The sequence below is a fragment of the Micromonospora sp. HM5-17 genome, from assembly GCF_003762835.1.
Classification (GTDB): Bacteria; Actinomycetota; Actinomycetes; order Mycobacteriales; family Micromonosporaceae; genus Plantactinospora.
In genome coordinates, this window is sequence record NZ_RJWA01000005.1 from 71,662 (window position 1) to 85,956 (window position 14,295).

Consider the following 14,295-nt stretch of genomic DNA (forward strand, 5'->3'; position numbering starts at 1 on the left):
CGTGGTGCGGCATGATGGGGCCGCGTGGTGCGCCTCGGGAACGCGTCCGGGACGCACCGTCGCGTGGGGAGCGGGGCTGATCTTGATCACGACGCAGCGCGGGCCGCGGCCGGCCGATCTCGCCGACGTACGGGCCACCAACCTCGCCGTCGTCCTCCGCTTCGTCCGGGCCAACGCGCCGTGCTCCCGCGCCGACATCGCCGCCAGCACCGGGCTGAACAAGGCGACCGTCTCGAGTCTGGTCGCCGAGTTGATCGATCGTCGCCTGATCCGGGAGACCGGGCTCACCGAGAACCGGATCGGCCGCCCGGCGACCATGCTGGTGCTGGACGGCGCGCCGTACGCGGCGATCGGCCTGGAGGTCGGGCTCGACGAGCTGACCGTCGTCGCCGTCGACCTGGCCGGCACCGAACTGCTCGCCTGGCGGCGCGCCTTCGACGGCTCGGCCGCCTCACCCGGGCGGGCGGTCAGCGCGATCGCCGCGCTGGCCAGCCGGGCCGTCAAGCGGGTCTCCGGGCAGGGACGCCAGGTGCTCGGCCTCACCGTCGCGGTCCCGGGGCTGGTGGACGCGGCCGGTACGGTCCGGCTCGCCACCACGCTCGGCTGGCGGGACCTGCCGCTCGGTGCGGACCTGCGTCGCGCCCTGCGCGAGCCGTCCTTCGACGTGGTGGTCGAGAACGACGCAAACCTCGCCGCGCTGGCCGAGTACCGGCAGGGCCCGTACGCCGGGACGGCCCACCTGGTCCACCTCACCGGTGGCGCCGGCCTCGGGGCCGGGGTGATCGTCGACGGGCGGCTGCTGCGCGGCGGGCGCGGGTTCGCCGGCGAACTGGGGCACGTGTCGCTCGACCCCACCGGCCCGGTCTGCCCGTGTGGCCGGCGCGGTTGCCTCGAGGCGCTCGCCGGCATCCCGGCGCTGATCCGCCGGGCGCTGCCGGACACCGCCGAGGACGGCCCGATCACCGACTTCGCTCCCGAGGTCGACCGGATCCGGGCCCGGGCCCGGCGCGGGGATCCGGCGGTCCTGGCGGCCCTCGCCGAGACCGGCCGGCACCTCGGGCACGGCGTCGCGCTGCTGGCCAACCTGGTCAATCCCGAGGTGGTGCTGCTGGGCGGCTACTTCAGCGTCCTGGCGCCGTGGCTGCTGCCGGCGGCCGAGGCGGAGTTGGTCGCCCGGGCGCTCGCGCCGGAGGCCGGCGGCACCCGGCTGCTCGCCTCCACCTTCGGCACCGGCGCGGCCGCGGCGGGGGGTGCGGCCCGCACCCTGGAGGCCGTCGACGCGGGCCGGTTGCCCCGGCACGAGCCGGACCCCGGCCGGGCCGGGCGCGGCGCCGTGGGCGGCGACGCGTCCCGCAAGGCGCCGCACCGGGCGACCGGTCGGCCGGGCCCCGAGCCGGAGTCGGGTACGCCCGGCGAGGATGTCGACGCGCTGCCGTCGGCCCTGGCCGCGTCGCCGCCGGGTACCGCCACCGACAACCGCTGACCCCGCGGGGCCGGGTGCGGTCGTACGTCGCGCGGCCGGCCGGGCCGTGACCGCCTGGCCCGCCCGGGAATCACGTTGTCCGTGTAGCCCGCGGCGGCAGCTTCGGAATCGATGGTGGTAAACCCTTGACCGACGGCACGGCGGGTGGAAATCTCGAACTGCTCCGCCGGGACGTGCGGGACCGCGTCGTCCAGGGCGGATTTTCCACCTCGCCTGTCGAAGCGCTTCGAGGGCGCCGGGCCGCGGCCGGGGCGTGCCGCCCGGCCCCGTGTCCTCTCGAAGCGCTTCGACCGCCCACAACCCCATACCCCACGCCCCCACACGGTCCGCACCCCCGACGATTCGCACCCCGCCGCCCCACCACGCACCCACACCGCCCGCTCCCCCACCACCGCACGACCCCACCGCCCCTCGGCACCACCACCCCGCCGCCACGTCCCCTCGGCTTCACGCCGGGGACGCAGTCGAGACCAAGGTGATCCAGATGAGTGAAGGGACGTACCGCGACCCTGACCGACCGCTCGACGTACGGGTCGACGACCTGCTGAGTCGGCTCACCCTCGGCGAGAAGATCGCCCTGCTGCACCAGTACCAGGCACCGGTCCCCCGGCTCGGGATGGGCGCCTTCCGGACCGGGACGGAGGCGCTGCACGGGCTCGCCTGGCTCGGACCGGCCACCGTCTTCCCCCAGGCGCTCGGACTCGGCACCACCTGGAATCCGGACCTGCTCCGGGCGGTCGGTGCCGCCGTCGGCGACGAGGTCCGCGGCCTGCACGCCAAGGACCCGAGCCGGGTCGGCCTCAACGTCTGGGCGCCCGTGGTCAACCCGCTCCGCGATCCCCGGTGGGGCCGCAACGAGGAGGGGTACGCCGAGGACCCCTGGCTGACCGGCCAACTCGGCACGGCGTACGCCGAGGGGCTGCGTGGCGACCACCCGGTCTACCTGCGGACCGCACCAACCCTCAAGCACTTCCTCGGCTACAACAACGAGACCGACCGCTGCACCAGCTCCAGCAACCTGCCGCCTCGCGTGCTGTACGAGTACGAGCTGCCGGCCTTCCGGGCGCCGATCGCCGCCCACGCCGCGGTCGCGGTGATGGCCTCCTACAACCTGGTGAACGGGCGACCGGCGCACCTGAGCCCGCTGATCGCCGCCGAACTGCGGCGCTGGACCGACGACGAGATCATGGTGGTCAGCGACGCCCTGGCGGTCTCCAACATCGCCGGGGCGCAGGGGTTCCTTCCCGACCATCCGACCGGTTACGCCGCGGCGCTGCGGGCCGGGATCGACAGCTTCACCGAGGATGACGACGACCCCGGGCCGACGGTGGCCCGGATCACCGAGGCGCTGGGGCGCGGCCTGCTCACCGAGTCCGACGTGGACATCGCCGTCCGGCGGATCCTGGCGATCCGGTTCCGCCTCGGCGAGTTCGACCCGCCCGGGCGCAACCCGTACGCCGAGGTCACCGCCGACGTGGTCAACTGTCCGGCGCACCAGGAACTCGCCCGGACCGCGGCCCGACAGTCCATCGTGCTGCTGCGCAACACCGCTCCCGAGGGCGGGGCCGCGCCGCTGCTGCCGCTCGACCCGGCGCGCCTGCGCCGGGTGGCCGTCCTCGGACCGCTGGCGGACATCCTCTACGAGGACTGGTACAGCGGCACCCTGCCGTACGCGGTCACCGCCCGGGCCGGGCTGGCCGCGCGGCTGCCCGGGACGGAGATCGTCCACCACTGGGGCGCGGACCGGATCGCGCTGCGCACCGCCGGGGGCGTCGTCCGGGCCGCGACCGGACCGGAGGGTGGGCCGCTGACCGTCGCCCCGGCGGACCGGGAGGCCGGACCCGTGCCGGTCGACGGAATCCTCGAGGTCTTCGACTGGGGCCAGGACGTCCTCGCGTTTCGGGCGGTGGCGAACGGCCGGCACGTTGGCGCCGACGAGACCGGGGTGCTGGTCAACGACCGGCCCGGTCCCGGCGGCTGGGTGGTCCGGGAGACGTTCCGGTTCATCGCCCGGGCGCCCGGGGAGGCGGTGCTGCACCACCTGGGTAGCGACCGGTACGTCCGGGTCGGCCCGGACGGCGTCCTGCGTGCCGAGGCCACCGATCCCGCGGACGGGACCGGGTTCACCGTCGACCTGATCGGCGACGGCGCCGCCGAGGCGGCCGCCCTCGCCGGCGCGGCCGACGTCGCCGTGGTGGTGCTCGGCAACCACCCGATGGTCTGTGGTCGGGAGACCGAGGACCGCGCCGACCTGGCGCTGCCGACCGCGCAGGATGCGCTGCTGAGGGCCGTCCGGGCGGCGAACCCGCGCACCGTGCTGGTGCTCAGCAGCAGCTATCCGTACGCCATCACCTGGGCCGACGCCCACGTGCCCGCGATCTGCTGGTCGGCGCACGGCGGCCAGGAGTACGGCCACGCGCTGGCCGCGGTGCTCTGCGGCGACGCCGACCCGGGTGGCCGGTTGACCCAGACCTGGTACCGCGACGTGGCCGAGCTCCCCGACCTGTTCGACTACGACGTCATAGCCGCGGACGCCACGTACCTCTACTATCGGGGCACCCCGCTCTATCCGTTCGGCCACGGGCTGAGCTACGCCGACTTCGCCTACTCTGACCTGCGGCTGAGCGCGGACGAGGTGGACGCGGCCGGAGAGATCGAGGTCAGTGTGCGGGTGGCCAACGTCGGCGCGCGACCGGGCGACGAGGTGGTGCAGCTCTACACCCGGCAGCGGCGGTCCCGGGTCAAGCAGCCGCTGCGCCAGTTGCGCGGGTTCGCCCGGGTGACGCTCGCCCCGGGCGAACAGACCACGGTACGGCTGCGGCTGCGCGCCGCCGATCTGGCCCACTGGGACGTCGTCCAGGGCCGGTACGTCGTGGAGAACGCTCGGCACACCGTGGCGGTCGGCCGCTCCAGCGCCGATCTCGGGCTGACCGCCACCCTGACCGTCCACGGTGAACGGATCGGACTCCGCGATCCGCTCGCCGCCCGGCTGTGGGCGATCGATTACGACGAGTACGCCGGCGTCGGCGCGTTGCCGGACGGCCCGGTCGCGACCGCGGTGCTCGCCCGCCAGGCCGGCGGGTGGATCCGCTTCTCCGACGTCGACCTCGACGCCGACATCCACGGCGTGACCGCCCGGGTCGGCGGGCGAGAGCTGCCCGACGACGGTGCGGAGCTGCTGCTTCGACTGGACGATCCGGTCCGGGGTCCGGTCGTCGGTACCATCCCCGTGCTCCCACTGACCGCCGACGGCGACGCCGCCCGGGGCCCGCTGCCCGGTCGGGTGGTCTCCGGACGGTGGTACGGCGGGGCGACCGGGGTACGGGACCTGTATCTGCTCTTCCCGAACCCGGGCGTCACGGTGACCTGGCTGGCCTTCCTCGGCGGGCCAAAGGGTCACCGGTCCGGTCCTGACCTGGGAGAAGGCTAGTGTCCGACCCGTCGCACCCCACCCCGCGCCCCGCCGCCCGGCGCGCCACCCGCGCTGCCGGGGCGGGGTCGGCCGGCGGCTCGTCCGGCAAGCGGGCGGACATGGTGACCATCGCCGACGTGGCCCGGCACGCCGGGGTGGCGGTGAGCACCGTGTCGTACGTGCTGAGCGGCAAGCGGGCGATCTCGGCGACGACGCGGGAACGGGTCCTCGCCAGCGTGCGTGCCCTCGGCTACCACCCCAACGCCGGCGCCCGCGCCCTGGCCAGCCGGCGGGCCAACGTGATCGCCCTGGTGCTGCCGCTGCGGTCCGGGATGCACCTGCCGGTGCTGATGCAGTTCGCCACCGCCGTGGTGACCACCGCGCGCACGTTCGACCACGACGTTCTGCTGATGACGGCGGACGAGGGGCCGGCCGGGCTGCGCCGGATCGCGGCCAGCGCGATGGTGGACGGCATCGTGCTGATGGACGTGGAGATGCACGACGTCCGGGTGCCGTTGCTGCGCACCCTCGAACGCCCCAGCGTGCTGATCGGCTTTCCCGCCGACCCGACCGGGCTGACCTGCATCGACCTGGACTTCTACCGGGCCGGGCAGGTCTGCGTCGACCACCTGGCCGACCTCGGTCACCGTCGGATCGCGCTGCTCGGCGCGCCGGCCGTGGTGTACGACCGGGAGACCGGTTTCGCGCACCGCACCCGGGCCGGCTTCGCCGAGGCCGCCGTCCGGCACGGCATCGCGGCGACCACGCAGCCCTGTCCGGAGACCTTCGCGGCGGTGCACCGGGAACTGGCCGACCTGCTGGCCCGACACCCCGACCTCTCCGGCCTGGTCGTGCACAACGAGGCGGCGGTCGGTCAGGTGCTGACCGCACTCGCGGCGCTCGGTCGACGCGTACCGGCCGACGTCTCGGTGGTGGCGATCTGCCCCGACGAGGTCGCCGAGCGGGCCAATCCGGCGCTGACCTCGGTGCTGATCCCGGCCGAGGAGGTGGGCCGACAGGCGGTGTCGCTGCTGATGCGCAAGCTGAAGGGCGAGCCGGTGCCCGAGGCGACCCTGCTCGACCCGCGGCTGACGGTCCGGGCCAGCACCGGCCGCGCGGCGTCCTCCCGATCGCCCGCCTGACGGTCCTCGCTTCAGGAACTGCCAGACGCTAGGAAGAAGCCGCAATTTGTGGATGGCACCGCACTTCCGATCATGAATGGGTTTGCTGTAGCGTCTGTCCCGCACCTCTCCGGATCGCCGGTCCTCAATGGGATGCGGTAGAGGATCTCCAATACGGAGATGGACCATGCCAAACGCTGGGACGTCAGTGATCCCCGCTCCCGCGGGGCTGAATCGCGCGTTCGTGTCGGCCGGCCGGTAAGACACGGATCGCGAACGACATCGTCTCCGGGCGCCACCCGGAGACCAATCCCTCAACGTGGAGGTGGCTATCTCATGACCACTTATCGACGTGGGCGCGGGCCCAAAAGCGAGAATGCTCAACTCATCCCAGTCCGCACCTTGGCGATCGCCACCGCATCGACCCTGTCCGCGCTCCCGGTGGGTCTGTGCACCTGGTGGGTGGCCCAGCAGGCGATGCCACAGACGCCGGCGCTGGCGGTGACCGCCATCGCGATGCTGACCGCCTATGGCCGGTGTCTCGACTACCTGCACGAGCGCGTCGGGTGACCGTCCAGACGGTGGCGGCCTGGGGCAAGGCGGTCGATGGTCAGGTCCACCCGCTGATCTGTCATGCCTACGACACAGCCGCCGTGGCCGAACGCGTACTTCGCCAGTTCATCGGACCGACCGCCCGTGACGAGCTGCTCGCCAGTTTCCATCCGTTGGGAAACCCCACATCATGGATAGCCCTGCTCTGCGGCCTTCATGATCTCGGAAAGGCGACGCCATCGTTTCAGGCAATCCGGGCCGACCTCGCATCTACCCGGCTCGCCGAGCCGGAAGCCAACGACGTGGGTCGGCTCGGCCGGCACAAGGTGGGAACACGACGCCTCGACACCCCGCATGGACTGGTAACGGCAATGCACGTGCAGGACATGCTTGTCCGGTGGGGAGCCTCCATCGACACGGCCGAGCGGATCGCCGTGGCGATCGGCGGCCACCACGGACACCTGCCGGACGGCTCACTGGTGCGCCAGGCGCGGCGTGAGGTCAACAACCACGGCCGGCAGCGGTGGGAGGACACACGGGAGGATCTGGTCGCCGAGCTCATCCGACTACGCGGGCTTCCCGAGCCGACCGCCCTTCCGTGGGGCGAGGTGCATGTGAGCGATGTGGCCGCGCTGTGCCTGGCCGCGTTGACGACCATCAGTGACTGGATCGCCTCTGACACCACGAACTTTCCGCTGACCGACCCGGATGACCTTGACGCGTACGCGACGTCGTCCGAACACCGTGCCGACGCGGCGGTGGCGCGACTCGACCTCCGCCCGTGGCTACCCGACCCGGGGTTTCGCACCCTGTTTCCCGGCGACACACCCAGACCGGTCCAGGCGGAGGTGGAGCGCCTCGTTCGAGATCGGACGGAGCCGACGCTGTTGCTGATCGAGGCGCCGACCGGCGAGGGAAAGTCGAAAGCCGGACTACAGGCGGCGGCCACCCTGGTCCGGCAACTGGGCCTCATCGGAACCTACGTCGCGATGCCGACCCAGGCCACGAGCAACCAGATGCTGGGCGAGGTGCAGGAGCTGGCGGGGCAAGCGTCGGTCAAGCTGATCCACACAAACGCCAGAGAGTACGTGCGTGACAATCCGACGACGCCGACCGGCATAGGCGTGGATGACCCAGACGACTTGGACGTTACTGCCCAAGAGTGGTTCACCCGGAAACGGAGTCTCCTGGCGAGTCTCGGCGTCGGCACCGTGGACCAGATTCTCAAGGCGGTGATCCGCTCGAACCACGTGTTCGTACCGCTGGTCGCGCTCACCAACAAGGTCGTCGTGATCGACGAGATCCACGGCTACGACACATACATGTCCACCCTGCTGGATCGGCTGCTGACCTGGCTGGGCCGGCTCGGCGTCTCGGTGATAATGCTGTCGGCCACCCTGCCGAGCAGCCGTCGGCGGGATCTGGTGGCGGCCTGGCAGGCGGGTGCGTTGCGGTGCCTGCCGCGCGAGGTGCAGCGCCCGGCAGAGTCGATGGTCACCTATCCCGCCGTGACAATCGCCGGAAAGGGTCGACCCACCACTGTGCCCGTGGGCGTCAGCGAACTCAACGGCAATCGTGCGCTGCACCTGGAACACGTCCCCGATTCGGACATCGTTGACTGGGTGTTGGACCGCGCCGGTGTCGGCTCGGTCGCGGTCATGCACAACCTCGTACAGCGCGCTGTGTCGACGTACACAGCGCTGGAGGCACGGATTTCGGCGATGCCCGACGCCGAGCGACCACACCTTGTCATGATCAACGGACGTATGCCGACCGCCGAACGCGCCCGGGTCGAGGCATGGCTGGTGGAGTCGTTCGGGCAGGGCGGCACGCGCCCACGGGCGATCGTGGTCGGTACCCAGGTCCTGGAACAGGGGCTTGACCTCGACTTTGACACGGTGTTGACCGACCTCGCGCCGGTGGACTGGATGATCCAGCGTGCCGGTCGGTTGCACCGGCACCGACCCGGAACACTCGGTGGCACACCGACGCTGGGTGTCACCGGCGTCAGCGATCACGGCGACGCGCCTCCGACGTTTCCCCGATACGTCAACCTCGTGTACGCACCCGCAATCCTGTTACGCACCTGGGCACTTCTCCGAGGCCGGACCACGCTTTCCCTGCCAGGCGAGGTACCAGCACTTGTCGATGCGGTGTACGGGCCGGAGGAGGCGGTTGCCTGTCCGTCGGGGTGGGAGGACGCATGGTTCTCGGCCGCGGACAGCCTGCGGCGCGCTCGGGAACGCTCGGAGCGCAACGCGAGGATCATGTATCTGCCGCTGCCGAATGCCATCGGTCATGTGAGTGAGGTGACCAAGCACAGTAAGAGTTCGCGCCACACCCGGGAGCAGGGACGTACACGATGATGTCCGACGACGATTTCCACGAGGAGTCGGTGGACGTCGTGCTGTTGCAACCGTTCCGGACCGGGCTGGTGCCCATCGGAGGTGGGCCCGTCATCGATCCGGCGGCGCCGGATCCACCATCGCCGGACGTGCTGGCAGCACTGCTCGACGCATCGGTCAACCTCGGCGCCCCACACGGTGTCCCCGCCGATCTCGTACGCACCATCGCGCGCTCACCGGTACCCGCGTCGTTCCAGCGGTCACCGTGGCTACTCAATCATCGCGTGTTGGTCTTCGCCGACGGCGTCTGCCGGGTCGGGGCACATCTGCTGCGCTACCAGCCGCACCTTGGTGTCTACACGGACGAACCCGAAACGCATCCGCCGGTCGCTCCAGCCCGAGCCACCGTGCCGCGGCCTCGGCCCTCCGCCGAAAGGATCGGCGCATCGTTCGATCTCGTCACCGAACCGTGGGTTCCGGTCGTTCGAGGCAATGGAGCCATCGTCGACGTGGGGTTGCGACAGCTCTTCATGGAGGCGCACGACATCCGGCGGATCACCGGCGAAACACCGACGATGTCCGCCGCGCTGTACCGTCTCGTGCTCGCGATGTTCCACCGGTCCTACGGCCCGGACAGCGACTCTGTCTGGGCCGAGTTGTGGAGCGCGCGGGAACTCCCACCCGATCCCCTCGACAGGTACCTGGAGCGGTACGGCGACCGGTTCGATCTCTTCCATCCGACCGTTCCGTTCCTGCAATGCCCGGGCCTGGCTGAGCTGACACCGTCGACCCCCGGCAAGCTGGTACCGCATCGCGCGGTCGGCAACAACGTCACCCTGTTCGACCACACCACCAGTAGCGACGCTGTACGGCTCACCCCGGCCGAGGCGGCACGCTGGTTGGTCACCACCCTGGCCTTCGACCCGGGCGGGATGAAAACGCCGTTTGTCAAGGACAAGTCGTCAGAGCGGGCACCCTGCAACGACTTCGGCGTGGTGGTGGTCGAGGGTGGCGACCTGAAACAGACGCTACTGCTCAACGCCGTGGTGTATCGCCCGGACGCGGAGCAACCCCGGATGACCGGGCAGCAGGACGCGCCGGCGTGGGAGCGGGAACCGCCCTCCCCGCATCCGGGCAAGCGCACCGCGCGCGGCTGGACGGACCTGCTCACCTGGCCGTCGCGGCGGATTCTGCTCCGTGCCGACGACATCGACGGCGCCACCATGGTGACCGGTGTGACGCTGACGCCGGGTGACCGGCTCGACGTCGCACTTCCGGACGAGGAGCTGATGGCAGCGTACCGGCGCCCCGCCGACCGGGCGGGCCGTGCCAGGCGGGACGCACCCATGCTGCCGGTCAAGCTGCATCCGGTCCGGGGCGTGTGGCGGCACAGTGTGGAGCTGCTGATCACCGACCCGTGGCAGGAGGACCGACATCGCCAGCGTCCCCGTGCCCTGGACCATGTCGCCAATCTCGCCGAACGCGGGCATATCAGCTCGGAAACGGTATACACGCTCAGGGTCTTCGGTCAGCAACTGGACTCGAAGGCGTCGGTGGTCGAGGCGTGGCTGGAAGAGTCGGTTCCGGCGCCGGTGGCACTCCTGCGGGCGAGGGATGACCGGCTCGGCGGACTGATCGGCGCCGCGATCGATTACGCCGATGAGGTTGGCTCGGCGCTCCGGTCGTTGCAGGCGGACTTCCGCAGGGACATGCGGGCCGAGCCGGGAGGGCGGATCGAGCTGTCGTACTGGCCACGGTTGTCTCGCCCGTTCGCGACGTTCCTCAAGGGGCTGAACGAGGACCGGGTCGCCGGACGCTCCGAGGCGGCCACCGCGCGGACGTGGCAGGCGGCGGTAAGCCGAATCGCCCGGTCTGTCGCCGACGCATGGCTGGCGGGATCAGCGGCAGAGGCGCGCGCGATGCTCACCCTGGGCAGGCATCAACGCAACTTCCAGATGCGACTGGGCAAGGCGTCGGACGCCTTCCTGAGGCAGATCATCACCTACACCGACAGAGAAGAAAGCGACGATGTCTGACAACGCCGATATCGCTGCCCAGCGTCGAGCTTTCATTCACTCACTCGAAAAGCTCCGTCACGACGCATATGAGTCGCCGTACCCACACCGGGCCGCCGATGCTCGCCGCCAGCTTGCCCAGTTGCGCCACAGCCTGCGTCCCGGCCACCAGCACCAGGCCTACGAGATCGTTTTCCGACCCCCCTCGCGGCCAGCCGAGGAGTCTGGAACTGGCCAGGGCCAGCCACCCGAGTGGTTGCCGCCCGCAGCGCACGAGCAGGAGGCCTGGCTGCTCGTTGGCGGCCTCTTCGCGCTGCACCCACAGCCGTGGCGGCGGAAGGGACCGCGGTCACTGGGCGCTTCGATGGGCCTACTGGACAAGGCACAGGTGGGCTCGGCCAGCCGACGCTTCATGCAGTTGCTCGGCCGAGACGGGAGTACGCTGCCGCACCACCTGCGTCAGGCGATCCAGCTGCTGTCCAGCCACGAAATTCCCGTCCACTACGGGCAGCTATTGGACGATCTCGTGGTGCTGCTCGGCCCGTCGCGGGCCGGGGAGCCGGCTGCCCGGGTTCGGCTGCGCTGGGCCCGCGAGTTCTACATGCCGGCCACGATCGAACCATCCGACCCGTCGGATCCGACGGACGAATCCCACTCAGTCGAGAGGCGTCGCGATGATAGTTGAGCTCCACCTGCTCCAGTCATTCCCGGTGAGCAATCTCAATCGAGACGATCTTGGACAGCCCAAGACGGCGACGTTCGGCGGTGTCACTCGCGCTCGGATATCCAGCCAGAGCCTCAAGCGCGCCGCCCGGCGGCTTTTCACAAAATACGGCCTGAACACCACCGAGGTCGGGATACGGACCAAGCGGATCGTGGACGAGGTCGTACCGATTCTGGGTCGGGCCGGTAAGGACGAGGAACAGGCCCGCACCGTCGCGATGGCCGCACTGCGGCAGCTCGGATTCGGGGTCAACAAGGACAGTGGCCTCACGCAGTATCTGCTGTTCGTCAGTCACGCATCCATCGACTTTTTGGCCCGGTATTGCGATGACAACTGGGAGAGCCTGAAACGGCTCGCCGCCGCCAAGACGACGTCCGCACAGAACAAGATCAAGGCCGACCGGGCAGCGGTCGAGGCGGGCCGGCGCATCCTGGATGCTGGCCGGGCAGCCGACGTGGCGTTGTTCGGCCGCATGATCGCCGACAACGCGGACTTCAACGTCAACGCCGCATCCCAGGTGGCACACGCCATTTCAACGCACGCGGTGACCACCGAGTTCGACTACTTCACCGCAGTCGACGACCTCAAGCCGAACGACACCCCGGGCGCCGAGATGATTGGCAGCGTCGATTTCAATGCCGCCTGCTACTATCGGTACGCCAACGTCGACATCGGCCAGTTGTCCGTAAACCTGAGCGGCGACGACGACCTGGTTGCGCGGACTGTGCGGGCCTGGCTCTACGCCTTCATCAACGCGGTGCCGGGCGGAAAACAAAACTCGACCGCCGCCCTTACCATGCCGGACACACTGCTCGGAGTGGTACGGAGTCGAGGCGCGTGGAACCTCGCCAACGCGTTCCTCAAGCCGGTGGTCGCCGAGGACCTGATGTCCGAGTCCACAGACCGGATGCTGTGGCACTTCGGCCGCCTCAAGGACTTCTACGGCGGCGAGAGCGGCGAGATCCGCAGCGCGGTGGCCGCGTCGGTCAGCGGCGACATCGCGACGAACGGTGTGGTGTCGACGGCGGACAGTGTGGACACCTTCGTGCGCGGTCTGCTCGCGGCCGCCGAGGTGTGAGAGCCCATGCCCGACGACGTGATGTCGCTGGCCATGTGCTTTGACGCCCCGATGCAGTCCTGGGGGATCCGCTCCCGCGGCATTGTCCGGGACACCATGATGGAGCCGACCAAGTCCGGCACGATCGGATTGGTCGCGGCCGCCCTCGGTGTCAACCGCGAGGATGATGTGACTCTGGCCGAGTTGGCCAGGCTCCGGCTTGCGGTCCGGGTAGACCGCGAGGGTCTACTCGAGCGGGACTACCAGACGACGCAGAATGTGCCGACCACGACCGGAACCGGACACCGCACGGTTGTCAGCGAGCGCTACTACCTGGCCGATGCGCTCTTTCTGGTCGTACTGGAGGGTGACGGCTACCTGCTCGCACGGATAGCCGAGGCGATCCGGCGACCGCGTTGGCCACTGTCGTTCGGGCGACGGTCGTTCGTACCGGCTCGGCCGCTGCTTTCACCCGATGCGGCGCCAGTCCGCGAGCCAGCCGTACAGGTTCTGAAGAGCCACCCGTGGTTGGAGGAGTCGGAGGCGTTGTGGCAGCGGGCCCGGACAGACCCCCCAACGCTTCGCACGGTCGTCGAGTGCTCCGCAGAGGAGAAGCAGGCCGAGGTCCGGCACGACCAGCCGATTAGTTTCGGGCGCGGGCGTCGGCGCTTCGCTCCCCGGACAGTGCTGGTCGATGACGTGACATTGACCCCGTCCATGATCCCCGCGAGGAGCGGCCTTGTACCTGACCAGACTGACGTTTAACCCCAGGTCGCCGGAGTTCCGGCGGGACATGGCCAATGTGCACGACATGCATCGGACGGTGATGTCGGCGTACCCCGAGGAACCGGCCACGGCAAACTATCGGCAGCACCACGGAGTGCTGTGGCGGGTTGACCGGGTCAACCGTGGTTACGTCCAGTATGTGCAAAGCCGTTCCAAGCCGGACTGGTCCCGACTGCCGCCGGCGCATTTGCTCAGGCCGGCCGAGGTACGCTCGCTGCAGCCACTCCTGGACGGCATCACCGCTGGTCGGCGGTACGCGTTCCGGCTTGTGGGCAACCCGACCCGGTGTGTCCACCCCAAGCACGGCAGCCCCAAGAGGGTCCCACACCGGCTGCCAGAGAAACAGATTGGGTGGTTGGTGGAGAAGGGCAGGCGGCACGGTTTCATCGTGCCCACCACTGACAGGGCGATTCCCGATGTCATCGTCACCCCGATGCCCGACCTGATTGGCCGCCGGCAACGGCACATCATCACAATCGCACCGGTTCGCTTCGACGGTCATTTGATCGTCACCGATCCGGAGGCGTTCGCCCGTGCCGTGGTCGACGGCATCGGCCGGGCGAAGGCGTACGGGTGCGGCCTGCTCAGCTTGGCGCCCGCGCGGACTGCCCAATACGACAGCCGGGGTTGTTGACCTGGGCTGGGCTGGGGTTTGACGGGGGGTGGGGGAACGAGGGCAGCCTTCGCCGTCGTTCATGGACGGTTGTGTGGACTGACCATGACGCGGCGGTGGCTGCGATACGGGGTAGACGTCCAGCGGTGGTGGGTGTCGGTCGACGATGTGATGCTGACAGTCGGGC

General features: G+C 70.1%; 10 protein-coding genes. All 10 read left to right on the plus strand.

Translation table 11 applies throughout. The annotated features are described in order from the left end of the window. The first annotated feature begins 82 nt into the window (after positions 1-82). Positions 83-1,483, plus strand: a complete 1,401-nt coding sequence (locus tag EF879_RS15945) for an ROK family transcriptional regulator (protein WP_123559391.1) — start codon at positions 83-85, stop codon at positions 1,481-1,483. Between the two features lie 484 nt (positions 1,484-1,967). Continuing rightward, complete coding sequence (locus tag EF879_RS15950) at positions 1,968-4,913, plus strand: glycoside hydrolase family 3 C-terminal domain-containing protein (RefSeq protein WP_123559960.1); 2,946 nt, start codon at positions 1,968-1,970, stop codon at positions 4,911-4,913. Between the two features lie 101 nt (positions 4,914-5,014). Then, entirely contained in the window at positions 5,015-6,037 is a 1,023-nt protein-coding gene (locus tag EF879_RS15955; protein WP_123559962.1) for a LacI family DNA-binding transcriptional regulator, read from the plus strand. Between the two features lie 381 nt (positions 6,038-6,418). After that, positions 6,419-6,586 carry a hypothetical protein gene (locus EF879_RS27255; RefSeq protein ID WP_158624185.1) on the plus strand — a complete coding sequence of 56 codons (168 nt, stop codon included), beginning with the start codon at positions 6,419-6,421 and terminating at the stop codon, positions 6,584-6,586. After that, positions 6,583-8,934, plus strand: coding sequence for a CRISPR-associated helicase Cas3' (cas3, locus tag EF879_RS15960; RefSeq protein WP_199736460.1), 2,352 nt, complete (start codon positions 6,583-6,585; stop codon positions 8,932-8,934). The genes EF879_RS27255 and cas3 overlap by 4 nt, the downstream gene beginning before the upstream one ends. Next, a complete protein-coding gene (gene casA, locus EF879_RS15965) occupies positions 8,931-10,949 on the plus strand; it encodes a type I-E CRISPR-associated protein Cse1/CasA (protein ID WP_158624186.1) in 2,019 nt (672 codons plus the stop codon). The genes cas3 and casA overlap by 4 nt, the downstream gene beginning before the upstream one ends. Beyond that, positions 10,942-11,613, plus strand: a complete 672-nt coding sequence (gene casB, locus EF879_RS15970) for a type I-E CRISPR-associated protein Cse2/CasB (RefSeq protein WP_123559393.1) — start codon at positions 10,942-10,944, stop codon at positions 11,611-11,613. The genes casA and casB overlap by 8 nt, the downstream gene beginning before the upstream one ends. A gap of 25 nt (positions 11,614-11,638) precedes the next feature. Continuing rightward, positions 11,639-12,730, plus strand: a complete 1,092-nt coding sequence (cas7e, locus tag EF879_RS15975) for a type I-E CRISPR-associated protein Cas7/Cse4/CasC (protein WP_199736461.1) — start codon at positions 11,639-11,641, stop codon at positions 12,728-12,730. Between the two features lie 6 nt (positions 12,731-12,736). Beyond that, positions 12,737-13,474 carry a type I-E CRISPR-associated protein Cas5/CasD gene (gene cas5e / locus EF879_RS15980; protein WP_199736462.1) on the plus strand — a complete coding sequence of 246 codons (738 nt, stop codon included), beginning with the start codon at positions 12,737-12,739 and terminating at the stop codon, positions 13,472-13,474. After that, positions 13,449-14,129 (plus strand): type I-E CRISPR-associated protein Cas6/Cse3/CasE, encoded by a 681-nt coding sequence (cas6e, locus tag EF879_RS15985; protein ID WP_123559397.1) that lies wholly within the window; start codon positions 13,449-13,451, stop codon positions 14,127-14,129. Before cas5e ends, cas6e begins: the two co-directional genes overlap by 26 nt. Positions 14,130-14,295 lie beyond the last annotated feature (166 nt).

What these genes read in the sequence shown, in the direction of transcription:
- EF879_RS15950 (WP_123559960.1), top strand. Translation starts at nt 1,968, where the DNA reads ATGAGTGAAGGGACGTACCGCGACCCTGACCGACCGCTCGACGTACGG.
- EF879_RS15955 (WP_123559962.1), top strand. Translation starts at nt 5,015, where the DNA reads ATGGTGACCATCGCCGACGTGGCCCGGCACGCCGGGGTGGCGGTGAGC.
- casA (WP_158624186.1), top strand. Translation starts at nt 8,931, where the DNA reads ATGATGTCCGACGACGATTTCCACGAGGAGTCGGTGGACGTCGTGCTG.
- casB (WP_123559393.1), top strand. Translation starts at nt 10,942, where the DNA reads ATGTCTGACAACGCCGATATCGCTGCCCAGCGTCGAGCTTTCATTCAC.
- cas5e (WP_199736462.1), top strand. Translation starts at nt 12,737, where the DNA reads ATGCCCGACGACGTGATGTCGCTGGCCATGTGCTTTGACGCCCCGATG.